The organism is Vogesella perlucida (genome assembly GCF_979366545.1).
In genome coordinates, this window is sequence record NZ_CEETRO010000010.1 from 116,137 (window position 1) to 137,809 (window position 21,673).

Consider the following 21,673-nt stretch of genomic DNA (forward strand, 5'->3'; position numbering starts at 1 on the left):
GCTCCATAGCAGCCAGGCGCGCCGCAGGCGTGCGGGAAGGACGACACAATGAGCATTGCCCCGATCCAGGAAATCATTGCCGACATCAAGGCCGGCAAAATGGTGGTGTTGATGGACGCGGAAGACCGCGAAAACGAAGGCGACCTGGTGATGGCCGCCGAGCACGTTACCCCGGAAGCCATCAACTTCATGGCCAAGCATGGCCGCGGCCTGATCTGCCTTACCCTCACCGAAGAGCGCTGCAAACAGCTGAACCTGCCGATGATGGCCACCAATAACGGCACCAGTTTTGGCACCAACTTCACCGTGTCCATCGAGGCCGCCGAGGGCGTGACCACCGGCATTTCCGCCGCCGACCGCGCCCACACCACGCTGGTGGCCGTGGCGCGCGACGCCCGCCCCACCGACATCGTGCAGCCTGGCCATGTGTTTCCGCTGAAAGCGCAAAAGGGTGGCGTACTGGTGCGTGCCGGCCATACCGAAGCCGGCTGCGACCTGTCACGCCTGGCCGGGCTGGAGCCTGCCTCGGTGATCTGCGAGATCATGAACGACGACGGCACCATGGCACGCCTGCCGGAGCTGCTGGAGTTCGCCCGCGAGCACAACCTGAAAGTCGGTACCATTGCCGACCTCATTCACTACCGCAGCCGTACCGAGTGCTTTGTCGAGCAAGTGGGCCAGCGTCTGGCCGAAACCCCGTTTGGCGCTTTCCAGCTGCACGTATTCCAGGATGTACTGACCCGTGCCACCCACCTGGCACTGGTATGCGGCCAACCCCGTGCCGACAAGGAAACGCTGGTGCGCGTGCACGAGCCGCTGTCGGTGATGGACCTGCTGGACCCGCTGTCCGGCAAGCACAGCTGGACTATCCCCAACGCGCTGCAAGAAATCAGCGAGCGCGGCTGCGGCGTGGTGATCCTGCTGCACCGCCCCGAATCCGGCGCCGATATCCTGGCGCGTGCGCTACCCGAGCAGGCCGAGCCAGGCCCGCGCCAGCGCTGGGACAGCAAGACCTTTGGTATTGGCGCACAAATGCTGCGCGCACTGGGCGTGGGCAAAATGAAGCTGATGGCGTCGCCGGTCAGCCTGCCGTCCATGACCGGTTTCGGTCTGGAAGTGACCGGCTTTGCGCAACCTGAACACGTGCACGTGGATTTGGATTAAAATACGCCCCTTTCTAGATTTGGCTGTCGCCGCAAGGAGAACCGCATGCTGGACCAAGTAAACCGTATTACCCCTGATCTTTCCGGCAAAGGTCTGAAGATTGGCGTGGTAATGTGCCGCTTTAACGAGCTGGTTTGTCATGGTCTGCGTGATGCCTGCCTGGCCGAGCTGCAAGCACTGGGCGTGGCGCCCGCCGACGTCACCCTGGCCACCGTGCCGGGTGCGCTGGAAGCCCCGCTGGTGCTGCAAACCATGGCAAAAACAGGCCGCTTTGACGCGCTGATCGCGCTGGGTGCGGTTATTCGCGGTGAGACCTATCACTTTGAGCTGGTGTCCAATGAATCCGGTGCGGGTATCACCCGCGTGGGCCTGGACGCCGGCATCCCGATTGCCAACGCCATTCTCACCACCGAAAACGACGAGCAGGCCGAAGTCCGCATGTCGGTAAAAGGCCGTGAAGCCGCCCAGGTGGCTGTAGAGATGGTCAATCTGCACAAGACCCTGCGCGGCTAAGCTGCCGCGCCTGCTCTTTAGATACAAGGAAAGCTGTAATGAAAACCGCCCGCCGCCGCGCCCGTGAATATGCCGTACAGGGTATTTACGAGTGGCAGCTGAATGCCGACCGCCCGGCATCGCTGATTGAAAAGCACCTGCGCGAAAACGACTACTTCGTCAAAGCCGACGAAGCCCTGTTCCGCGAAATCCTGTTTGGCGTGCTGCGCGATGCCGCTGATCTGTCCAAATACCTGGTGCCTTACTACGAGCGCGACGCCGCCGAAGTCAGCCCGGTAGAGCGCGCCATCATGCTGATGGCAGCTTTCGAGCTGATCTCGCACCCGCAAACCCCGTGCCCGGTCATCATCAACGAAGCCATCGAAATCGCCAAAACCTTTGGCGGCACCGACGGCCACAAATTCGTTAACGGCGTACTGGACAAGCTGGCCGCCGACGTACGCGCCGACGAAGTCAAGGCTATCCGTAGCCGCCGCCAGGCAGACTGATACGGCGGCAGCCTGCGGGCTGTACTGCCAGAGCCCGGCTATGCCGGGCTTTTTTATTGTTGGTGTGTTTGCCGGATGGGCTTTTGTTCCCCGGATGCGCCTGCGGCTTATCCGGACGACGGTGTTCCCGATGGTAGGCAGGTATTTCAAGGTTGGCCGCAAGCAGCTTTGTGGCCGAGTGTGGTGGTAACGGGATGACCGAATTCGATCTGATACGGCGGCACTTTACCCGCGCCGCACCCAATGCGGTGCTGGGTGTGGGCGATGATGCGGCCATTGTGCGGCCAACCCTGGGCTGCGACTTGCATGTGTCTACCGACATGCTGGTAGAAGGGCGCCATTTTTTTGCCGATGTCTGCCCGGAGGCCTTGGGGCACAAGGCGCTGGCGGTGAATCTGTCGGACATGGCTGCCATGGGCGCTACTCCGCGCTGGGTAACGCTGGCGCTGGCACTGCCGCGGCTGGATGAAGCCTGGGCTGCCGCGTTTGCGCGCGGTTTTTTTGCCCTGGCGGCCGAGCATGGCGTCAGTGTGGTGGGTGGCGATACCACGCGTGGCCCGCTCACGCTGTCGGTAACCATTTTTGGCGAAACGCCGCACGGCCAGGCGCTGCGCCGCGATGCTGCACAAGTGGGCGACGATATCTGGGTGTCCGGCCAGCTGGGCCTGGCTGCCGCCGCCTTGCAGCAGCGGCTGTCGGGTAGTGCCGAAGTGCTGCCAGCGGATTGCCTGTTGAAACTGGAGCGCCCGCAGCCACGTGTGGCGCTGGGCCAGGCACTGCTGGGCGTAGCGCACGCGGCGCTGGATGTGTCCGACGGCTTTGCGGCCGACCTGTCGCACATCCTGGCGCGCTCCGGCATGGGGGCGGAAGTGTGGGTGGAAGCGTTGCCTACGCACCCGCTGCTGGCGGTAGAACGTAGCCGCTGGCTGCCGGCTATCGCGGCGGGTGGTGACGATTACGAGCTGTGCTTTACTGCCGCCCCGGCGCAGGCTGCGGCGGTGCAGGCTGCGGCGGCGCAGGCTGGTGTGGCTGTGCACAAGGTTGGCCGCATTGCGGCGGGTGAGGGTTTACGCCTGCTGGCTGCGGATGGGCAGGCGGTGGCGCTGGAAAGGTTGGGTTATGACCACTTTGCCTAAGCCGGACGTGCGCTTTTTGCTGCGGCACCCGGCACACTTTCTGGCGTTGGGTTTTGGCAGCGGGTTGATTACCCCGGCGCCGGGTACCTGGGGCAGCATTGCCGCTTTGCCGCTGGCGGCGGGTTTGCACCTGGCTGGTGTGCAGGGCGTAATGCTGGCCTGGCTGGCGCTGCCGCTGTTTGTGCTGGGGGTGTGGGTGTGCGGCGTGACTGGCCGGGCGCTGGGTGTGGCCGATAGCGGCCATATCGTGTGGGACGAAATCGTGGCCATGCTGCTGGTGCTGGCGGCGGTGCCGGCAACGCCCGTGGCGTGGTTGGCCGCATTGCTGGCGTTTCGTGTGTTCGACATCGTCAAGCCGTGGCCGATACGCTGGCTGGATTCCCGTGTGCACGGCGGTTTTGGCGTGATGCTGGACGACGTGGTGGCAGCACTGTTTGCCGTGCTGGTGCTGTGGTCGGTGTTGCCTTACTTGCCTGCCTGATGGTCATGTTGCTTGCTTGAGTTGATGCGGGTTTAAATACCCCCCCAGTTAAGCTGCCGTTTGTCTTGTTTTATCCAGTTTTGACAGTGCTTACTGCTGGCAATACTCTTTTGCATGAGGTTCAGAGTCATGCATGGCTGCTGATGGGGGGGTTATGGCACGCGCATTTACCGTGTTGTTTTTGCTAGCTACTTTTGTTGTCTGGCCTGGCGTGTTGGTCGCAGCCTGGTTGCCGATGTGTTGGGGTGTGCCGGCCTTGATGGCAATCTTGACGTTTTTTGGCTTGGTGAATGTGCTGGACTATGCCTGGGTCGGTGCTGTGGGTGATGGGGCAAATCGCCGTCGCCGCTGGTATCGCCTGAATTTGTTCTATCAGGGTGTGATGGATGTGTATGCCAGCCGCTACGCAGGCTTGCCGCGCGTGATTATGCCGGCTACGTTACTGCAGGTTGCTAGGCATTTGCTGGCTGGCTTGGTATTTGCTAGTTGGTTTTGCTTCTTCGACGACGGTACGTTGCGGCCATTCTGGGTGGCAATATCGTTTTTTGTGGCAGATCAGGTGACAGAAGGTTTGGCGTTGCTGGTTGATTGGCATCGGGCGAGTTGATTGTGGCAGTAAATGAAAAAAAACCCAGCACCAAGCTGGGTTTTTTATTTGTTGCTACCGCAAGCTTACTCGCTGCGTGGGCGACGGTCGCCGCTGCCACCTTGGCGCGGGCCGCTGCTGCTGCGGTTGCGGTCGCCGTAGCCACCGCGGTTGCCGCCGTAGCCGCCACCTGGTTTGCGGTCACCGTAGCCGCCGCCGTTGCTGCGACGCGGGCCGCCTTTGCCAGCCGGACGGCCTTTCGGTGGGCGACGGGTTGGCTCCAGGCCTTGGATAACGGCTTCGGTCAGCTGGCGCTTCAGGTACTGCTCGATACGGCGTACGCGGTGGAATTCGCGCGATTCGGCAATGGTGATCGCCACGCCGCTACGGCCAGCACGGCCGGTACGGCCAATACGGTGTACGTAGTCTTCGGCTTGTTTTGGCAGGTCGTAGTTTACGACCAGGCCAATGCCCGGAACGTCGATACCGCGAGCGGCTACGTCGGTGGCTACCAGGATCTTGATGCGGCCACGACGCAGGTCGTTCAGGGTACGGTTACGCCAGCTTTGCGGCATGTCGCCGTGCAGGCAAGCAGCGCTGTAGCCCATGTCGGACAGCTTGTCAGCGATTTCTTCGGAGCCGATCTTGGTGGCGGTAAACACGACTGCCTGGTCAAAGTTGGCTTCTTTCAGAATCGCATCCAGCAGGCGCTGTTTGTGATTGTTGTCATCTGCGTACAGCAGGTGCTCTTCGATATTGCCGCTTTCCTCTTTGCGCTCGATCTCGATGCGCTGCGGGTCGCGGGTCATGCGTTCTGCCATTTTGCCCACGATACCGTCCAGGGTAGCGGAGAACAGCAGGGTCTGGCGTTCGCTAGGGGTGGCGGCCACGATGGTTTCGATGTCTTCGATGAAGCCCATGTCCAGCATGCGGTCGGCTTCGTCCAGAATCAGCATTTCCAGGCGGGAGAAATCGATACGGCCGGAGCGCATGTGGTCCATCAGGCGGCCAGGGGTGGCCACGATGATGTCAACAGGGCGCGACAGGGCACGAGTCTGGAAGCCGAACGATGCGCCACCCACCAGGGTAACGGTACGCAGCCAGCGCAGCTCTTCGCCGTAGATCTGGGCGTTTTTTTCTACCTGCTGGGCCAGCTCGCGGGTAGGGGTCAGTACCAGAACACGTGGGCCGTTGCCGGCGCCTTTGGAGCGCTCGCTGACACGGGTCAGGGCGGGCAGCAGGAAGGCAGCGGTCTTGCCGCTACCGGTTTGTGCCGAAACAAGCAGGTCGCGACCAGCGATGGCGGCAGGCACGGCTTCGCCTTGTACCGGGGTCGGCGTGTCGTAGCCGGCTTTTTCCAGTGCTTTGGCAATAGCGGGGGCCAGCCCCAGGTCGGAGAACTTCTGCATGGTGAATCCTTTCAGTCCGGCGTGGTGCGCCGGTTGTGAGCCCGCTTGGGGTTACAGGTCATCGAACCAACCTGACAAGCGGCGAACAGCAGTCCTGAAAGGACGAGGCGGAAACGAAGCCAAATAGGGTCAGATGCGATGAAATCGTAGAGGCCGGCAGCGCGGGTGTTACTGCCAGCAATTTCGAGAAGGGCGCATTCTAATGAAAATAATTCGATTGCGCAAGGGTTTTTAAAGTATAGGCTATGCAAGTGACTGATTTTTAAAAAGCCAGCCAGATTGTATGCAAAAAAAAGCCATCAGCCGGCCGCCAGCCAGCCCAGCGTGCCGTGGCTGGCGGCGGTGGGGCGGTATTCGGCGCCCAGCCAGCCGGTATAGCCATTTTTTTCAATAAAATCAAAATAATCACGCAAGGGCAGGGTGCCGCTGCCCGGCTCGCCACGGCCCGGGTAGTCGGCAAACTGGATATGGGCGGCTTGTGGCAGGTGGCGGGCCAGCAGGGCCGGAATATCCAGATTCATGCGTGCGGCGTGGTAAATATCGATTTGCAGGCCGATGCCCGCTTGCGGCAGCTCTGCCAGTAGTTGGGCAACTTCGTCCGGCGTGCGTAGCAGAAAGCCGGGCATGTCCAGGTCGTTGATGGCTTCGCAGCACAGGCGCAGGCCGTGCGGGGCAAAAAAGGCGGCAGCCAGCTGCAGGTTGGCCGCCAGCGTGGCCAGACAGGCCTGGCGGCTATGCCCTGCGGCCAACCTGCCGGGCAGGATATTCAGTAGTGGTACGCCCAGTGCCTGCGCGTAGTGCAGCGCCTGCGGCAGGGCGGCGGCAAAGGCGTCGCGGCGGTCGGGGTGGCTGGCCAGGCCGGGGCCGCCTGTCATCAGGTCGCCCGCCGGCACATTGATCAGGATCACCGGCGTGCCGGCCGCGCGGGCGGCGGCGGCCAGTATTTCGGCTGGGTGGTCATAAGGAAACTGGATTTCCACCGCGCCAAAACCAGCCGCAGCGGCCTGGGCAAAGCGCTCGGGTAGTGCGTATTCGGTAAACAGCAGGGACAGGTTGGCCGCAAAGCGTGGCATGGTTTACTCCTGTGGCAGGTAGTGCAGTATCAGGCTGCTGAGGTCGTGCTGGGCGTGGCCGGCCTGACAGTGGGCGTGCAGCAGTGCCTGCGCCTGGCTGGCCATGGGCAGCGGGCGCTGCGTGGCATTGCCCAGTGCGGTGGCGTTGTTCAGGTCTTTCAGTAGGGTAGCGGCTTTCCATTGCACCGGCGCAAACTCGCGCCCGGCCATGCGTGGTGCCAGGATCTGGAACGGTAGCGAATCGGCAAAGCCGCCCGCCAGTGCGGGGGCCAGCAGGCTGGCGTCTACCCCGGCGGCCTCGGCCAGCTGGATGGTTTCGGCGATCAGCGCGGCGGTACTGGCCACGATCAGCTGGTTGCAGACTTTGGCCACCTGCCCGGCACCCGTGTCGCCCATGCGCGTCAGGCGCTGGCTCAGGTGCGCCAGCAGCGGGCGCAGCGCGTCGATATCGCTGGCGGCACCGCCTGCCATGATCACCAGCTGGCCGCTTTCTGCGCCCTTGACGCCGCCAGACACCGGTGCGTCTACCCAGCGCATGCCGCAGTGTGCGGCCAACCTTTGGGCAAAGCTGCGGGTGGCGTCGGGCGCGATGCTGGAAAAGTCCACCAGCAGCTGCCCGGCGCGGCCATGGCTGGCAATGCCGCCTTCGCCAAACACCACGCTTTCTACGGCAGCGGTGTCGGAGACGCACAGCATGATGACGTCGCAGCTGGCTACCAGCGCGGCCACGCTGGGCGCTACGTTAGCCCCTGCGGCCTGCAGTGCGGCTGTTTTGCCAGGGCTGCGGTTCCATATATGAAGTGGCACGCCAGCGCGCAGCAGGCGCTGGCACATCGGCTGGCCCATCAGGCCCAGGCCGATAAATCCTGTTTGTGGTGACATGGTTTCCCCTTCTGGTGGCTTGCCTCGATGCTAGCGTAGCCACAGGGGCCGTGTCGCGCGGCAAAAAAAGCGGGCCGGCAGAGGCCGACCCGTAAAGTAGATATTGCAACAAGGGAAGGTCGCCGGTAGCAAGGCCGCCGGCTGCACCCACGCAGAGCTTGCGAGCAAGCAAAAGCGTAGCCCTAGCTTACCTTCAAGCCATTTGCATGGCAACGGCAGGGTGTTTTGTGCGTGCAGCATGGTGGGGCGGGTGGGGGTTTGCGGTACAATCCCGCCTTTTTTTGCGAAGGGGTTGGGGTGGTGAACGATTTACATAGTGCTCGTTACCAGGCGTCGCGCCCTTGGGCCAAGCGCGTGGCGCAGCTGTTTACCCAGCTGGCGGGCCGTGAAGAGGCGTGCGCCCAGGCCGCGCAGGTGGTGCAGCGCGAGCTGGCACAGTTGGCCGAGCTGTACACCATCAATGATACCCAGCGTGAAACCGAGTTTGTGCTGGCCGAGGCTTATGGCCTGTTTGTGCGCGACGGCCGCCGTGCCATGGCGTTTGCCCCGGACCTGGCGCAGGCGCTGCAGCACACCCGGCCACTGGCGGCGCTACAGGTAGTATTGCCGCTGCCGGCCGGTACGTTTTTGTTAAGCCTGCCTGGCGAGGCGGGCAGTGCGGCGGCCTATGTCACGCACGATGCCGCAGCGCAGCGGCTGGACATCCTGCTGCTGATGCCGGATTTTGCCCCGGCTGGCGTGCCCTGCCATCAGCGCATGGAGGCGGCGCTAACGCTGGGTGTCGCTTACCCTGGCTCGGTGCAGGTGCCGGATTCGCCAGCGCTGGCCAGCTGGAAGCCATGGCTGGAGAGCCTGTTTGCCGGGCTGGCCATGCTGGCCCAGCCACAGCTGACGTTGGCCGCACAGTGGCAGCCCGCCCCGTCGGCGGCCGATGCGCAGCTGCTGCAGAGTGGTAGCGCCCGTGACAAGCAGCGCGTGCGTGCGGCCTTGCTCAAGTCGGGCGCGCAAGAGGTATTGCTGGCGCAGCGTGCCGGGCTGCTGCCGCTAGGGGGTGCTGTGAAAGCCGGCTACTGGCGCACGCAGGCGGGTAAGGCTGGCGAGCGCCTGGTGTGGGTGGCACCGCGCTCTGCGTAAGGGCGCCAGGCATGAAAAAAACCGCAGCGCTGTGGCCTGCGGTTTTTTTGCGGCTGCGGGCAGCCGGCTGCTACAGAAACTGCACGATCAGGCTGCGCAGGGTGCTCATCTCGAACGGTTTGTCACAGATGGCCGACACGCCAGCTTCTTCCACGGCGGCCAGGCGGGTCTGGTCCTGTTCGCCGGACACCATCAGGATAGGGACCGACATTTGCGGGCTCAGCGTGCGCACGTATTCGATCAGCGCGCGGCCGTCCATCTCGGGCATGTTGTAGTCGGTAATGATCAGGTCGAACTGGGTGTCCTGCAGCAGGGGGATGGCCGACATGCCGTTGGCCGCTTCTTCGATTTGGTCAAAGCCCATGCGCTCCAGCACCGTACGCAGGTAATGGCGCGAGGTGCTGCTGTCGTCTACCAGCAAGATGCGCTTGGTGTCCAGGTCGTAGTGTTCCAGCTCGGCGCGTACTTCTTCGGTGTTGAGGTAATCCAGCGCCGAGCACAAGGCGCGGTCCAACTGGCGGGTAGTAAAGGGCTTGGGCAGAATGGCCAGTGCCCCGGCTTGGCGGATGGCGTCCAGCTGCTGCGCGCGGGTTTCGCTGGAAATCAGCACGTAGGGCATGTCGCGAATTTCGCCATCTGCGCGCATGGTCACCACCAGCTCGGCACCCGTCATGTCGGGCAGGTACATGGCGCTGATGGTGATATCCGGGCGCGGCAGCTCGCGCATGCGCGCCAACCCCTGCGTGCCGGTTTCCAGCAGATCGATATTCTCTATACCCATTTCGCGCAGGTGATTCTGGATGATGAGCCTTTGGGTGCGGGAAGGCTCGATCAGGCAGACCATCAGGTTTTGCAGATCAAACATGCGGTTTTCCTGTTTTGCTTTTCTGCAAGCATAGACACTGCGCTGCTTTAGGTCTAACCCATCTACTGAAAACCTTGTTTCTATAAGTCTGGCTTGTGGGTTTTGCCGTGATTGCGTTGCTCGTTTGCCGCAGTTTCTTCCAGCCAGTGACAAAATGCATGAATGGCCACATCGTCTACTGCGGCGCGCGGTGCGATCCAGCAATAGTCGCGTACCGGCACCACGGGTTGCTGTAGCGGCGCCACCAGCTTGTCGCTATCCAGCGCCTGCTGCGCCATGGGCAAAGGGCCCAGCACCACGCCCAGGCCATCCATGGCCGCCTGTAGCGCCAGCGAGAAGCGGTCAAAATGCAGGCTGCTGGCTGGCTTCAGCTCCGGCACCCCCGCCAGCGTAAACCAGCGCTGCCACTGGGTTGGCCGCGTATCGGCGTACAGCAGCGTGTGGTGCGCCAGGTCGGCAGGCTGCTGTATGGGTAGGCGGGCCAGCAGCGCCGGGCTGCACAGCGGCAGCTCCCACTCTTCCAGAAACGGCTTGGCCAGGTGGCCTGGCCAGTCGCCCGGGCCACGGCGGATGGCGATGTCAAACGGCGTGTCCAGCCGGCTGATGTCGCGGTCTGATGTCACTAGATGCAGGTCGATATCCGGAAAGCGCGCCCGAAAGCCCTGTAGCCGTGGCAGCAGCCAGAACAGCGCAAACGTGGGGGTAGAGTTGATCGACAACCTGCGCTGGCGGTCTGGCTGCAGTAGCTGGCTGGTGGCGTTGGCGATCAGGTCCAGCCCGTCCTGCACCTGTACCAGGTAGCGCCAGCCGGTGTCGGTGAGTTTCACGCGCCCGCCACTGCGTTCGAACAGCTGCACACCCAGCCATTCTTCCAGCTGCTTGATCTGCTTGCTCACAGCGCCATGGGTGACGTGCAGCTCGTTGGCCGCAGATGAGAAGCTTTCCAGCCTTGCCGCTGCTTCGAAAATACGCAAGCCGTTGAGAGGGGGGTAAGTATTCATGGCTGTGATTTTATCTCACAATCTATGTTTCGATTACTCGTTTGTGCATGGGTCGCCAAGGGCGTAATCTTCACGAATCATAGCCGGGAGTCGTAGTAATATCCCGGATGGTTGCCGGCAGCCCGCACCCGCTGCCGTCAGGCTGATTGCAAACAACCCAAGCAAAAAGGTCCCGAGCCATGCTAGTAGCTTACCGCCAACATGTTGCCGAGCGCGCCGCGCTGGGCATCCCGCCACTGCCGCTGACTGCCAAACAGGTAGAAGAACTGGTTGAACTGCTGAAAAACCCGCCTGCTGGCGAAGAGCAGACACTGGTAGAGCTGATTTCCCACCGTGTACCGCCAGGTGTGGATGACGCAGCCAAGGTAAAAGCTTCTTTCCTGGCCGCCGTTGCCGAAGGCACCGTGGCATCGCCACTGGTATCGCGCGAGCTGGCCACCGAGCTGCTGGGCACCATGCTGGGCGGCTACAACGTCAAACCGATGATCGACCTGCTGGGCGACGAAAAAGTCGGCGCCATCGCTGCCGAAGGCCTGAAGAAAACCCTGCTGGTATTCGACTTCTTCAACGACGTGAAAGAGCTGGCCGACCAGGGCAATGCCAACGCCAAGGCCGTGCTGCAAAGCTGGGCCGACGCCGAGTGGTTCACCAGCCGCCCTGAAGTTGCCCAGAAAATCACCGTGACCGTATTCAAGGTACCTGGCGAAACCAACACCGACGACCTGTCGCCGGCACCGGACGCCTGGAGCCGCCCTGACATCCCGCTACACTATCTGGCCATGCTGAAGAACACCCGCCCCGATGCGGCCTTCAAGCCGGAAGAAGACGGCAAGCGCGGCCCGATGCAGTTCATAGAAGACCTGAAGAAAAAAGGCAACCTGGTAGCCTATGTAGGCGACGTGGTAGGTACCGGTTCTTCGCGTAAATCCGCTACCAACTCGGTGGTATGGGCTACTGGCCAGGACATCCCGTTCGTACCGAACAAACGCTTCGGCGGCGTGACCCTGGGCGGCAAAATCGCCCCGATCTTCTTCAATACCCAGGAAGACTCCGGCTCCCTGCCTATCGAAGTTGATGTATCCAAGCTGGAAATGGGCGATGTAATCGACATCTACCCGTACGAAGGCAAAATCGAAAAAGACGGCCAGCTGGTAGAAAAATTCAGCCTGAAATCCGACGTGCTGCTGGACGAAGTGCGCGCCGGTGGCCGTATCAACCTGATTATCGGCCGTGGCCTCACCGCCAAAGCCCGCGAAGCACTGGGCCTGCCAGCCTCCACCGAATTCCGTCTGCCAAAAGACCCGGCCGACAGCGGCAAAGGCTTCTCGCTGGCACAGAAAATGGTTGGCCGCGCCTGTGGCCTGCCGGAAGGCCAGGGCGTGCGCCCGGGCACCTACTGTGAGCCGCGCATGACCACCGTAGGTTCGCAAGACACCACCGGCCCGATGACCCGCGACGAGCTGAAAGACTTGGCTTGCCTGGGCTTCTCTGCCGACCTGGTGATGCAGTCGTTCTGCCACACCGCCGCCTACCCGAAACCGGTAGACGTGAAAACGCACAAAGAACTGCCGGCCTTCATCTCCACCCGTGGCGGCGTAGCCCTGCGCCCAGGCGATGGCGTGATCCACAGCTGGCTGAACCGCTTGCTGCTGCCGGACACCGTCGGTACCGGTGGCGACTCGCATACCCGCTTCCCGATCGGTATTTCCTTCCCGGCCGGCTCCGGCCTCGTCGCCTTCGCCGCTGCCACCGGCGTAATGCCGCTGGATATGCCGGAATCGGTACTGGTGCGCTTCAAGGGTGAACTGCAGCCAGGCATTACCCTGCGTGACCTGGTCAACGCCATCCCGCTGTACGCCATCAAGCAAGGCCTGCTGACCGTCGCTAAAGCCGGCAAGAAGAACATCTTCTCCGGCAAAGTACTGGAAATCGAAGGCCTGCCAGACCTGAAGGTAGAGCAAGCTTTCGAGCTGTCCGATGCATCTGCCGAGCGTTCCGCCGCCGGCTGCACCGTGCGCTTGAACAAAGCGCCAATCGTCGAATACATGAACTCCAACATCACCCTGATGAAGTACATGATCGCCGAAGGCTACGCTGACGCCCGCACCCTGGCACGCCGCATCAGCAAAATGGAAGAGTGGATCGCCAACGGCGAGCTGCTGCAGCCGGATGCCGACGCCGAATACGCTGCCGTAATCGAAATCGACCTGGCCGACGTGAAAGAGCCGATCGTGGCCTGCCCGAACGACCCGGACGACGTGAAATTCATGTCCGAAGTCGCCGGCACCCAGATCGACGAAGTGTTCATCGGCTCCTGCATGACCAACATCGGTCACTTCCGCGCCGCGTCCAAGCTGCTGGAAGGCAAGCGTGACCTGCCGGTAAAACTGTGGCTGGCCCCGCCAACCAAGATGGATGCCGAGCAGCTCACCAACGAAGGCCACTACGGCGTATTCGGCATGGCCGGTGCCCGCACCGAAATGCCGGGTTGCAGCCTGTGCATGGGTAACCAGGCACAGGTGCGCGAAGGCGCTACCGTGATGTCCACCTCCACCCGTAACTTCCCGAACCGTCTGGGCAAGAACACCAACGTGTTCCTGGGCTCCGCCGAGCTGGCAGCCATCTGCTCCAAGCTGGGCAAGATCCCGACCCTGGCGGAATACCATGCCAACATCGGCATCATCAACGAGAAGAGCGCCGAGGTGTACCGCTACATGAACTTTGACCAGATCAAAGACTATCAGGACGTGGCTGACACCGTTAAAGCCTAATAAAATCAGTATCTTACTGATTTGACATCTTGGGGGTTTGGTAGGGGTTTCGGCAACGATACCCCCACCGATACCCCCAATTTTTTTTGGTACCCCAGCCCGAAATGCCCGCTTTACCGGGTGTTGCGTAATTGCCTACATCAAACGCTAGTGCCTGGCTTTCGTGGTGAAAGAGCTGAAGCATGGTCAGTCTTCTGATTCGTTGCTGGCTAAATCTGCTCTGCGGCCAACCTGTGTGCTGTTGCCTATGGCGATAAAGCCACCACTGACCGTGGCAGACATCGAGCCGTCCGGGTTAACGCTGATCGGCATGATATTGAACACCATGGGCTGCTCGATGGGGGTGAACTTGAACATGGCACGCTCCAAAAGCAAAACCCCGCAGGGCGAACCGTGCGGGGTAGGGTAGAAGTACGGCGGGCGCAACTTGCCCGTCACACCGTCAAGATACCAGAGCCTTGGTTTTGTTGGGGCGAAGGCGGGCTGGGCGCATATATGCGGCTGATGCGAAGCATGAATCCTCCGGCAATTTAAAAATATGTAATTAATTAAATTGGCATGATGGGATTTTCAAGAGTCCAATAATTATCTACTGCCTTGGTTGATGTGCCATATGTGGCGATTAGGCTTTTCAGATTTTATAGTTAGGATTGCTTGCACTCAGTTTAGAAGCAAATACTTGTCTTTGCGATTTCCCATTTTACGCCTCGCAAATCCTTTCCTTCTTGAGCGATTGGAGAAAGCCAGGGTAGGTCCATCTCGATGATGCTTGCCTCGTCCTTATTCCAAAAAATTACCACATAAGTTGAAAGGCCGCTGTAGTTGAATGTTTTTGTGGCCTGATTTAATTCTGATCCTTTTGCAATTGTGGCTTCAACTCTGTATCCCTTAGACCACCCATTGGTTGTACGGTATTTTGCGCAAATTACTTCCCTCTCCATTGCAAGGCACGGCACTGCTGCAATTGCCACAATTATCATTGCGAATAATTTCTTCATGATGGCCTCCTGTGGCTCTTTATTGAAGATTGCTGGTCTTGCTTGAAAAGTAATTAAAATTAATCGCGTTAAGGCGTGGGGCTGTCAAGATGACTTGAGAGCTAAACATTCTTTTTGTTAAAAGCTGTTGTGACTAATGGTTTTTCAGTTGCTTAGCAATCCAACAAACTTTTGGTTGGATAGTATTTGCGATAAAAACTCGCCAGCTTTTTCACGGTTTTCTGCATTTTCTTCTGTGATTTTATCGCAGATGCAATATCTGAGAACTCTTCTTGCCATGAATATATTTCCTTGCGTGATGTAGTCAAAAATTTCTTGCACAATAAGAAATGCTAAGTTAATTTTGCTACTAAGCAAGTCTGATTTTGCGCAAGTGTCGAAATTTTGCCAGATTGAACCGAAGTGACTTTCTATTGAGCTGATCTCAATAAAGTATTCCCCTTCGTGGGACGTCAAGACCTCGTCTGGCATCTGATTGATCATGTGAATTAAAATAAAAAGTCTCGTGTATGTTAAAGCGCGAAACATCTCAGCTGTATCTTTTAGTTTTAGCGAATCGTTTAGTATTTCTGTGTTTTGGCAGTGATTTTTTATTTCATTTGTGAATATGCACTCAGCCATTCTCCAGTCTTCGTGGGAAATTGCGGAGGAAAGTCTTTCCCAGGATTGATCTAGCTTTGAAATGGCTTTGGATTTCGAATTTCTGGAGCCAAAGTAAATCCACGCGAAGCATGCTATTAAAATTGATAATGCAAGAATTTTTTCCATAATTTATAGTGATGAATGGTTGTTTTGCGATTGTGAAATGGTTAGTCATTTCGTGGGGCGAAACTTTCAGAGCGAGTGAAATTTGTTAATATAGTCTTGGGCAGATGGTTGTTTAGAGCACGCTCCATAGCGAGATTGTCTTTACGCTGAAAATTGTCGTGCATTTCATAGCGGTGTGGATTAATGGTTCTTTGTCTACACGCTCTGAATGATCAAGCCATACATCAGAGCTTTTGACTTTGTTCTTGATTTTTCCGGGCCGGTCTGGGTGCTGCATAGCAGGTTTCTGGACGTTGCTGTGGACGTAGGTACGTGCTATTTCGATGGCCGTCATAATAGGTAGTCTGTCGCTTAAAGGCTTAACGCATTATGACGATGAGCAAGTCTTATGTCATTAAGGTGGTGATTGGTATCTAGAAAATTTTCCCTTCGATACCCCCACCTTCACCCCTTGGCTATCGATTTGAATTTGTACATAATCAAATCCTCAGCAAGGAGTGCCGCCATGATCCCCATCCCGTACCAGGCCGCCAGCCGGCCGCAGCTGTTGCTGCCCCTGTTCTGTAGCCGTGTGCCCGCCGGTTTCCCGTCGCCGGCCGACGACTATCTGGAAGCCAAGCTCGACCTGGTGGAGCTACTGGTATCCGACCCGGCCGCCACCTTCATGGTGCGGGTGCGCGGCGACAGCATGAGCGGGGCAGGTATCGGTACCGGCGACATCCTGATCGTGGACCGCAGCATCACCCCGGCGCACGGCATGATCGTGCTGGCCATTGTGGACGGGGAGTTCACCGTCAAGCGCCTGTACCGGCGCGGTACCCGCGTGGCGCTGATCCCGGAAAACCCCCATTACCAGCCCATCGAGCTGCACGACGGCCAAGAGCTGCAGATCTGGGGCGTGATTAAGTCCTGCATCAAGCAGTTCTGCTAGCCATGCCGCTGTTTGCCCTGGTGGACGGCAACAGCTTCTACGCCAGCTGCGAGCGCGTGTTCCGCCCCGACCTGATCGGCAAGCCCATCGTGGTGCTCAGCAACAACGATGGCTGCGTGGTGGCGCGCAGCGCCGAGGCCAAGGCGCTGGGCATCAAGGGCTTTGTGCCGTTCTTCGAAATCCGCCACCTGTGCCAGATGCACGACGTAGCGGTGTTCAGCTCCAACTACGCGCTGTACGGCGACATGAGCCAGCGCATGATGCAGGTGATCGGCCGCTGGGGCATCGACCAGGAGGTGTACAGCGTGGACGAATCCTTCATCACGCTGGACGGCATGCCCGGCCTGCGCGAGCACGCCACGCGGCTGCGCGCCGACGTGCTGCAACGGGTGGGCATCCCCACCTGTGTCGGTATCGGCCCCAGCAAGACGCTGGCCAAGCTGGCCAACCACGTGGGCAAGGTCTACCCGCGGGCGCAGGGCGTGTTTGCCTGGCACTGGCTGACACCGGAATGGCAAGACAAGCTGATGGCACGCATACCGGTGGGCGAGGTGTGGGGAATAGGGCGCCGCATCGCGGAAAGGTTGGCCGCCATGGGTATCCACAGCGCGCTGGACCTGAAGCACGCCGACCCGCGCGACATCAAGCGCCAGTTCAACGTGGTGGTGGAGCGCACCGTGGCCGAGCTCAACGGCGTCAGCTGCCTGGCGCTGGAAGACGTGGCTCCGGCCAAGCAGCAGATCATCGCCAGCCGCAGCTTTGCCGAGTTGGTGCACGACTTCGACACCCTGGCCAGCGCCATCAGCCACCACGCCTGCCGCGCAGCCGAAAAGCTGCGCCGCCAGCACAGCCACGCCCGGCTGGTGGCGGTCAGCATCCGCACCAACCGCTTCCGCCAGCAAGATGCCCAGTACGCCGGCTGGGAGGTCTACCCGCTGATCCACCCCTCATCCGACAGCGCCACCATCACCGCCGCGGCGCTGGCCGGCCTGCGCCGCGTCTACCGCCCGGGCTACAGCTACAAGAAAGCCGGGGTGGTGCTGCTGGAAATCAATCACGCCGACCGTGTGCAGCCCGACCTGTTCGCCCCCACGCCCGACCCGTGCCGGGGCCGGGTGATGGCGGTAATGGACCACATCAACCGCGAATACGGCCGCGGCACGCTACGCCTGGCCAGCGAGAAGCTGCACAGTGGCTGGGCGATGCGGCAAGAAAAAAGGTCGCCACGATGGACGACCTGTTGGGGGGAGTTGCCGGTGGTGTAGGAGGGGCTGGTTGTCGGCCGAAGCGGACGATCGCTGGCTCTTGTGTAGACGTCTGGTCTCAACCGCAAAGCAGGCATTACTTACACCAGGAGGGGCCTTGTGGCCCGAGTCTCTCCTCTGCGCCCGCTGTCTTCACAAGTCAGCAGGCTGACATCTCCATGATCAATTGCTGCAAATGGAGCAGCAATCAACTGCATGGATGCCATATTGCTCACCACTGACTACATTCCCATAATCTGGATCAGCATGCAGACTCGCATGCACAGACCCAAGGAGATGTCGATGGTTACTGTTGTCCGGTTTGAGCAGCATGGCAGCCCCAATGTCATGCACATGCAGGAAACAGACCCTGCCCACCCAGGTGCGGGGGAGGCGTGGATCGAGCAAACCGCTATCGGGGTGAACTACCTGGATGTGATGCAGCGCGCTGGAGCAGTAACCCTTCCCCTGCCATCGGGCCTGGGGTTGGAGGGCGCTGGTCGTGTGACGGCCATCGGAGATGGGGTGAGCCATATCCAGGTAGGCGACCGGGTTGCTTATGCCACCGGCCCACTGGGCGCCTATGCCAGCGGTCGTTGCTATCCGGCCGAGCGGCTGGTCAAACTGCCGGACGATCTGTCATGTGACGATGCCGCGGCCACTCTATTCAAGGGCATCACCGCACAGTATCTGCTCAAAAGCACCTACCCGGTAGGTCCGGGTGTCACCATCCTGCTCTACGGCGTGGCCGGTGGGGTGGGTGCCATCATGGCGCAGTGGGCCAAGCGGCTGGGGGCATTCGTGATCGGCGTGGTGTCTAAGGCGGCCAGCGTACAAAAGGCGGAATCGCTGGGTTGTGATGCGGTACTGGTTTTCAACCCGACCGCACTGGCAAGCGAGGTTGGCCGCATCACGCACGGCCGCATGGTAGATGTGGTGTACGACCCAATTGGCAGCATCTCGTTTGAAGCATCGCTGGACAGCCTGGGCCCACGTGGGCTGATGGTGTCGTTTGGCGCATCATCCGGTGTGCCGGCCGCAGTAGAGCTGGCAACGCTGAATGCCAAGGGCTCATTGTTCCTTACTCGACCATCACTGGCTGCGCACACAGCCAACGTCGCGGAGTACCAGCAACGAGCTCAAGACGTGCTGAACGCAGTGAGCAGCGGCGTGATTACGCCGCATATCTGGGGACATTACGCCTTGTCCGATGTGGCCACTGCCCATGCCGATCTCGAAACCGGGCGGGCCTCCGGCAGCATTATTCTGCAGCCATGATGTACGACACATTCGACAACCAGCACAGTGACGAAGTCGCGGCCCTGCTTGCCGTGGCATCCGAAGGCTCGTTCGTGGCTGCCGGGCGCCTGCTGCAGCGCCATCCAACCGTGGTATCCAAGAGGGTGGCGGCCATGGAGGCACGGCTGGGTATCCGGCTGATAGAACGCACCACCCGGCAAGTTCGCTTGACGGATGCCGGCATGCAACTGACACAGAAGCTGCGCACGGCCATCAACCTGATTACCGAGGCGGAGCAGGAAGCATCAGCAGGCGCGGCAGAGGTGCGTGGCACCTTGCGGCTCGCCTTGCCGGCCGCCATGGGACGGCAATGGCTGGCGCCGATGCTGCCAGCTTTTCTGGCAGCCTATCCACAGGTGTCCATCGTGGCAGACTACAGCGAACGCTTTGTAGACATCATCGCTGAAGGCTTCGATCTGGCCATTCGCATGGGGGAGCTGCACGACAGCCGGCTGGTCGCCAAAAAGCTTGGCGACCACCGCCGTATCCTGTGCGCTTCTCCGGCATATATCACCGCTCATGGCCTGCCAATAGAGCCGCAGGCGCTGGCGCAGCACAACTGCTTGCGTTTCAGCGGCTTTGCCACGTTTCCGGAATGGCACCTGACCAATGGGAGTCAGCAGCAAACAGTGCTGGTATCGGGGTCGATGACCAGCAATGACAGCGAGGCCCTGCTGGCCGCCACATGTGCAGGAACCGGCATTCTGGCTGCCGGCGAGTGGCTGATGAGCCGCGATATCGCTGCTGGCAAGCTGGTACGGGTGCTGCCGGATTGGCAGCTGGACGCTCAGGGCGGTATCTACCTGGTGCGCCCATCGGCCAGGTTTGCCGCTGCCAGTACACTGGCGTTCAAAGCCTGGATCGAAGAGCGATTCCGTGCCGGACTCCCCTGGCATATTGGGGAGAACTGAGATGCTGCAACTAGGAAATAACGCCCATCCGTACCGTGGCGTGGCTTTATCGGTGACGTCGTCCTGTCTGTTTGCCGGACTGTATTACTACGCCACCTTGCTGTCCCCGCTCAGCGGCGTGCAAATCTTTGGCTGGCGCATGTTGCTTACCTTGCCTTGCGTCACCCTGTTCATGCTGGTCAGCCGAGAGTGGAAGCATGTGGTGCAGCTGTTCTCCCGGCTCAGACGAGGGCCGGCACTCTTCCTCGGCTTGTTATGCAGCAGTGCTTTGTTGGGCACGCAACAATGGCTGTTCATGTGGGCACCTCTGAATGGTCGCGTCCTGCAGGTATCTCTGGGCTACTTCCTGCTGCCCTTGAGCATGCTGCTGGTAGGTAGGCTGTTCTATCGCGAGCGGCTTTCCGGGCTACAGAAGCTGGCAGGTCTGTCTGCTGCCTGTGGTGTGGCGCATGCGCTCTATCAGGCTGGCGGCTTCTCATGGGAAGCACTGCTAGTGGCGCTGGGTTTCCCGCTGTACTTCATGCTGCGCCGCCGGTTGTCTACCGAACACCTGGGCGGACTCTGGTTCGACATACTGCTGACGCTGCCCTTTGCCAGCTGGGTTGTTCTCGGGCAGCACGTCGGTAGTCAACCATTTGTGCAGCACCCCAGCCTGTATCTGCTGGTAATCATACTGGCGCTGATCAGTGCTACGGCGTTCATGGCCTACATCACCGCCAGCCGCTTGTTACCGCTGGGATTGTTTGGCTTGTTGGGCTACGTCGAACCGGTACTGATGCTGTTGGTGGCGCTGGCTCTGGGTGAGCACATCCAGGCCAATGAATGGCTGACATACCTGCCGATCTGGGGCGCGGTGGCATTGCTGGTTATCGAGGGGGTACATCATGTTTTACGTGGGAAGTAGTTTTGTTCTGCCGCCTGTGATGCTGCTCGCAAACTGCTTATCTCCGTGAGACGCGAGACGTGGGTGAAATGACTGCTTGCAGATTGTTAGCAGACGAATCCATTGAAACGTGAATATGGCTGCTCTGGCCGAAAAGCTCGGTGGCGACCCGAGATGGCCGCCACTTTGGTGGATAAAGTGTTGTCGTAACGACTACCTAAATTTCGATCTGCTCGGAAATTTCCAAAGCATCATCGACTTCGATCCCGAGATACCGCACCGTACTTTCTAACTTGGTATGACCAAGCAAAATTTGCACCGCTCGCAGGTTCTTTGTTTTCTTGTAGATCAATGTTGCTTTGGTACGTCGCAACGAGTGAGTACCGTAGATTGATGAGTCCAGCCCGGCGGTTTCGACCCACATGTGGACTATCCGCGCATATTGGCGAGTCGATAAATGTGGAGAGTCCTCCAACCGACTAGGGAAGAGATACTGATCACTGCGCAAATGTGCTTTCTCTAGCCAAGCGGCAACGGCTAACCTGGTCGGCTCTGTTAGCTCAAACTGTACCGGGCGCTGTGTCTTGCGTTGGACGACAATCGCACGGGGCAAAATCCGGTTTCCATTCGTAACGTCGCGCACTCGTAAGCTGACTAAGTCACAGCCACGTAATTTGCTGTCGATTGCCAAATTGAACATGGCCAAGTCTCGTACCGCGTGCTTATTCTGGAGGTGGATCCGGATCGCCCAGATGTCTTTTGGCTTTAGAGGCGGCTTCTGGCCAATCAGCTTGCCTTTGTTCCATGCCTCACGCTTCGGTGTGGTACCCATGACAGACTCCTTTTCAGTGGAAAGGAATCTGATTATTGGTGGCAACTCAGTACAGCGAGGAGGAAGCCACAGATCGGCCAAAGCAGACGGCCGAGTGCCCGATGAAAAATGGCCGCTTTCCTATTGGAAGCGGCCACAAATGTATCTATTGAAGTAGGGGCGATTCAGTATTGACGGTTAAGGGCAACATGGAAGCTGCCACCTGAATCACGCCCAAGCAGGCTTCATTTTTGTCGCCATAGGTGGCCGTATATCCGGTGCGTACTGGCCATAACCTTAGCGAGTAGACTCGGGGGATTCCGTT

The 21,673-nt window shown here is 59.7% G+C and carries 22 protein-coding genes; 13 read left to right on the top strand and 9 right to left on the bottom strand.

The window, feature by feature from the left end:
- Nucleotides 1-48: 48 nt before the first annotated feature.
- The 6 genes from ribBA to ACZ9XP_RS14810 all read left to right on the top strand — a co-directional run bounded on the left by ribBA (nucleotide 49) and on the right by ACZ9XP_RS14810 (nucleotide 4,389).
- Nucleotides 49-1,164: a bifunctional 3,4-dihydroxy-2-butanone-4-phosphate synthase/GTP cyclohydrolase II gene (gene ribBA, locus ACZ9XP_RS14785; RefSeq protein WP_465188674.1), complete on the top strand. Its 1,116-nt coding sequence runs from the start codon at nucleotides 49-51 to the stop codon at nucleotides 1,162-1,164.
- Between the two features lie 45 nt (nucleotides 1,165-1,209).
- Nucleotides 1,210-1,677, top strand: coding sequence for a 6,7-dimethyl-8-ribityllumazine synthase (gene ribH, locus ACZ9XP_RS14790; RefSeq protein ID WP_017509400.1), 468 nt, complete (start codon nucleotides 1,210-1,212; stop codon nucleotides 1,675-1,677).
- Nucleotides 1,678-1,715: 38 nt separating this feature from the next.
- The gene (nusB, locus tag ACZ9XP_RS14795; RefSeq protein WP_017509401.1) at nucleotides 1,716-2,165 is read left to right on the top strand and encodes a transcription antitermination factor NusB; all 450 of its coding nucleotides are present in this window, start codon (nucleotides 1,716-1,718) and stop codon (nucleotides 2,163-2,165) included.
- 194 nt (nucleotides 2,166-2,359) lie between these two features.
- Nucleotides 2,360-3,301: a thiamine-phosphate kinase gene (gene thiL, locus ACZ9XP_RS14800; RefSeq protein ID WP_147688951.1), complete on the top strand. Its 942-nt coding sequence runs from the start codon at nucleotides 2,360-2,362 to the stop codon at nucleotides 3,299-3,301.
- Nucleotides 3,285-3,782 carry a phosphatidylglycerophosphatase A family protein gene (locus ACZ9XP_RS14805; protein ID WP_147688950.1) on the top strand — a complete coding sequence of 166 codons (498 nt, stop codon included), beginning with the start codon at nucleotides 3,285-3,287 and terminating at the stop codon, nucleotides 3,780-3,782. Before thiL ends, ACZ9XP_RS14805 begins: the two co-directional genes overlap by 17 nt.
- Nucleotides 3,783-3,936: 154 nt before the next feature.
- Nucleotides 3,937-4,389, top strand: coding sequence for a hypothetical protein (locus ACZ9XP_RS14810; protein WP_147688949.1), 453 nt, complete (start codon nucleotides 3,937-3,939; stop codon nucleotides 4,387-4,389).
- Nucleotides 4,390-4,454: 65 nt separating this feature from the next.
- On the opposite strand, the gene ACZ9XP_RS14815 is transcribed toward ACZ9XP_RS14810, so the two are convergent.
- From ACZ9XP_RS14815 to ACZ9XP_RS14825, 3 genes are all read right to left on the bottom strand, one after another.
- The gene (locus ACZ9XP_RS14815; protein WP_147688948.1) at nucleotides 4,455-5,777 is read right to left on the bottom strand and encodes a DEAD/DEAH box helicase; all 1,323 of its coding nucleotides are present in this window, start codon (nucleotides 5,775-5,777) and stop codon (nucleotides 4,455-4,457) included.
- Between the two features lie 299 nt (nucleotides 5,778-6,076).
- Nucleotides 6,077-6,850 carry a hydroxypyruvate isomerase family protein gene (locus ACZ9XP_RS14820; RefSeq protein ID WP_465188675.1) on the bottom strand — a complete coding sequence of 258 codons (774 nt, stop codon included), beginning with the start codon at nucleotides 6,848-6,850 and terminating at the stop codon, nucleotides 6,077-6,079.
- Between the two features lie 3 nt (nucleotides 6,851-6,853).
- Complete coding sequence (locus ACZ9XP_RS14825; protein WP_465188677.1) at nucleotides 6,854-7,732, bottom strand: NAD(P)-dependent oxidoreductase; 879 nt, start codon at nucleotides 7,730-7,732, stop codon at nucleotides 6,854-6,856.
- A 300-nt stretch (nucleotides 7,733-8,032) separates the two neighbouring features.
- Between ACZ9XP_RS14825 and ACZ9XP_RS14830 the strand changes: the two genes are divergently transcribed.
- Nucleotides 8,033-8,866 (top strand): hypothetical protein, encoded by an 834-nt coding sequence (locus ACZ9XP_RS14830; protein WP_465188678.1) that lies wholly within the window; start codon nucleotides 8,033-8,035, stop codon nucleotides 8,864-8,866.
- Between the two features lie 70 nt (nucleotides 8,867-8,936).
- Here the strand turns inward: ACZ9XP_RS14830 and ACZ9XP_RS14835 are convergent, their stop codons facing one another.
- Nucleotides 8,937-9,731 (bottom strand): response regulator, encoded by a 795-nt coding sequence (locus ACZ9XP_RS14835; protein ID WP_147688944.1) that lies wholly within the window; start codon nucleotides 9,729-9,731, stop codon nucleotides 8,937-8,939.
- 80 nt (nucleotides 9,732-9,811) lie between these two features.
- On the bottom strand, nucleotides 9,812-10,732 hold the full coding sequence (gcvA, locus tag ACZ9XP_RS14840) for a transcriptional regulator GcvA (protein WP_465188679.1): 921 nt from the start codon (nucleotides 10,730-10,732) through the stop codon (nucleotides 9,812-9,814).
- A gap of 179 nt (nucleotides 10,733-10,911) precedes the next feature.
- Between gcvA and acnB the strand changes: the two genes are divergently transcribed.
- Nucleotides 10,912-13,503: a bifunctional aconitate hydratase 2/2-methylisocitrate dehydratase gene (acnB, locus tag ACZ9XP_RS14845; RefSeq protein WP_147688942.1), complete on the top strand. Its 2,592-nt coding sequence runs from the start codon at nucleotides 10,912-10,914 to the stop codon at nucleotides 13,501-13,503.
- A gap of 186 nt (nucleotides 13,504-13,689) precedes the next feature.
- Here the strand turns inward: acnB and ACZ9XP_RS14850 are convergent, their stop codons facing one another.
- From ACZ9XP_RS14850 to ACZ9XP_RS14860, 3 genes are all read right to left on the bottom strand, one after another.
- Nucleotides 13,690-13,860 (bottom strand): hypothetical protein, encoded by a 171-nt coding sequence (locus tag ACZ9XP_RS14850; protein WP_465188680.1) that lies wholly within the window; start codon nucleotides 13,858-13,860, stop codon nucleotides 13,690-13,692.
- 308 nt (nucleotides 13,861-14,168) lie between these two features.
- Nucleotides 14,169-14,501, bottom strand: coding sequence for a hypothetical protein (locus ACZ9XP_RS14855; RefSeq protein ID WP_465188681.1), 333 nt, complete (start codon nucleotides 14,499-14,501; stop codon nucleotides 14,169-14,171).
- A gap of 144 nt (nucleotides 14,502-14,645) precedes the next feature.
- On the bottom strand, nucleotides 14,646-15,269 hold the full coding sequence (locus ACZ9XP_RS14860; protein ID WP_465188682.1) for a hypothetical protein: 624 nt from the start codon (nucleotides 15,267-15,269) through the stop codon (nucleotides 14,646-14,648).
- A 505-nt stretch (nucleotides 15,270-15,774) separates the two neighbouring features.
- Between ACZ9XP_RS14860 and ACZ9XP_RS14865 the strand changes: the two genes are divergently transcribed.
- From ACZ9XP_RS14865 to rarD, 5 genes are all read left to right on the top strand, one after another.
- The gene (locus ACZ9XP_RS14865) at nucleotides 15,775-16,200 is read left to right on the top strand and encodes a translesion error-prone DNA polymerase V autoproteolytic subunit (RefSeq protein WP_147687965.1); all 426 of its coding nucleotides are present in this window, start codon (nucleotides 15,775-15,777) and stop codon (nucleotides 16,198-16,200) included.
- A gap of 2 nt (nucleotides 16,201-16,202) precedes the next feature.
- Nucleotides 16,203-17,465, top strand: a complete 1,263-nt coding sequence (locus ACZ9XP_RS14870; protein ID WP_465188683.1) for a Y-family DNA polymerase — start codon at nucleotides 16,203-16,205, stop codon at nucleotides 17,463-17,465.
- A 282-nt stretch (nucleotides 17,466-17,747) separates the two neighbouring features.
- Nucleotides 17,748-18,722 (top strand): quinone oxidoreductase family protein, encoded by a 975-nt coding sequence (locus ACZ9XP_RS14875; RefSeq protein ID WP_147688939.1) that lies wholly within the window; start codon nucleotides 17,748-17,750, stop codon nucleotides 18,720-18,722.
- The gene (locus ACZ9XP_RS14880; RefSeq protein ID WP_465188684.1) at nucleotides 18,722-19,654 is read left to right on the top strand and encodes a LysR family transcriptional regulator; all 933 of its coding nucleotides are present in this window, start codon (nucleotides 18,722-18,724) and stop codon (nucleotides 19,652-19,654) included. Before ACZ9XP_RS14875 ends, ACZ9XP_RS14880 begins: the two co-directional genes overlap by 1 nt.
- The gene (rarD, locus tag ACZ9XP_RS14885) at nucleotides 19,620-20,558 is read left to right on the top strand and encodes an EamA family transporter RarD (protein ID WP_465188685.1); all 939 of its coding nucleotides are present in this window, start codon (nucleotides 19,620-19,622) and stop codon (nucleotides 20,556-20,558) included. The genes ACZ9XP_RS14880 and rarD overlap by 35 nt, the downstream gene beginning before the upstream one ends.
- A 196-nt stretch (nucleotides 20,559-20,754) precedes the next feature.
- Here rarD and ACZ9XP_RS14890 read toward each other — a convergent pair whose 3' ends face one another.
- Complete coding sequence (locus ACZ9XP_RS14890) at nucleotides 20,755-21,369, bottom strand: tyrosine-type recombinase/integrase (protein ID WP_465188686.1); 615 nt, start codon at nucleotides 21,367-21,369, stop codon at nucleotides 20,755-20,757.
- Nucleotides 21,370-21,673 lie beyond the last annotated feature (304 nt).

Bases quoted from the DNA above. Each gene is read 5' to 3' on its own strand.
- ACZ9XP_RS14870 (WP_465188683.1), top strand. From the start codon at position 16,203: ATGCCGCTGTTTGCCCTGGTGGACGGCAACAGCTTCTACGCCAGCTGC.
- ACZ9XP_RS14865 (WP_147687965.1), top strand. From the start codon at position 15,775: ATGATCCCCATCCCGTACCAGGCCGCCAGCCGGCCGCAGCTGTTGCTG.
- ACZ9XP_RS14850 (WP_465188680.1), bottom strand. From the start codon at position 13,860: ATGTTCAAGTTCACCCCCATCGAGCAGCCCATGGTGTTCAATATCATG.
- ACZ9XP_RS14875 (WP_147688939.1), top strand. From the start codon at position 17,748: ATGGTTACTGTTGTCCGGTTTGAGCAGCATGGCAGCCCCAATGTCATG.
- ribH (WP_017509400.1), top strand. From the start codon at position 1,210: ATGCTGGACCAAGTAAACCGTATTACCCCTGATCTTTCCGGCAAAGGT.
- nusB (WP_017509401.1), top strand. From the start codon at position 1,716: ATGAAAACCGCCCGCCGCCGCGCCCGTGAATATGCCGTACAGGGTATT.
- ACZ9XP_RS14810 (WP_147688949.1), top strand. From the start codon at position 3,937: ATGGCACGCGCATTTACCGTGTTGTTTTTGCTAGCTACTTTTGTTGTC.
- ribBA (WP_465188674.1), top strand. From the start codon at position 49: ATGAGCATTGCCCCGATCCAGGAAATCATTGCCGACATCAAGGCCGGC.
- ACZ9XP_RS14825 (WP_465188677.1), bottom strand. From the start codon at position 7,732: ATGTCACCACAAACAGGATTTATCGGCCTGGGCCTGATGGGCCAGCCG.
- ACZ9XP_RS14890 (WP_465188686.1), bottom strand. From the start codon at position 21,369: ATGGGTACCACACCGAAGCGTGAGGCATGGAACAAAGGCAAGCTGATT.
- ACZ9XP_RS14815 (WP_147688948.1), bottom strand. From the start codon at position 5,777: ATGCAGAAGTTCTCCGACCTGGGGCTGGCCCCCGCTATTGCCAAAGCA.
- acnB (WP_147688942.1), top strand. From the start codon at position 10,912: ATGCTAGTAGCTTACCGCCAACATGTTGCCGAGCGCGCCGCGCTGGGC.
- ACZ9XP_RS14880 (WP_465188684.1), top strand. From the start codon at position 18,722: ATGTACGACACATTCGACAACCAGCACAGTGACGAAGTCGCGGCCCTG.
- thiL (WP_147688951.1), top strand. From the start codon at position 2,360: ATGACCGAATTCGATCTGATACGGCGGCACTTTACCCGCGCCGCACCC.
- ACZ9XP_RS14860 (WP_465188682.1), bottom strand. From the start codon at position 15,269: ATGGAAAAAATTCTTGCATTATCAATTTTAATAGCATGCTTCGCGTGG.
- ACZ9XP_RS14820 (WP_465188675.1), bottom strand. From the start codon at position 6,850: ATGCCACGCTTTGCGGCCAACCTGTCCCTGCTGTTTACCGAATACGCA.
- ACZ9XP_RS14835 (WP_147688944.1), bottom strand. From the start codon at position 9,731: ATGTTTGATCTGCAAAACCTGATGGTCTGCCTGATCGAGCCTTCCCGC.
- ACZ9XP_RS14805 (WP_147688950.1), top strand. From the start codon at position 3,285: ATGACCACTTTGCCTAAGCCGGACGTGCGCTTTTTGCTGCGGCACCCG.
- ACZ9XP_RS14855 (WP_465188681.1), bottom strand. From the start codon at position 14,501: ATGAAGAAATTATTCGCAATGATAATTGTGGCAATTGCAGCAGTGCCG.
- gcvA (WP_465188679.1), bottom strand. From the start codon at position 10,732: ATGAATACTTACCCCCCTCTCAACGGCTTGCGTATTTTCGAAGCAGCG.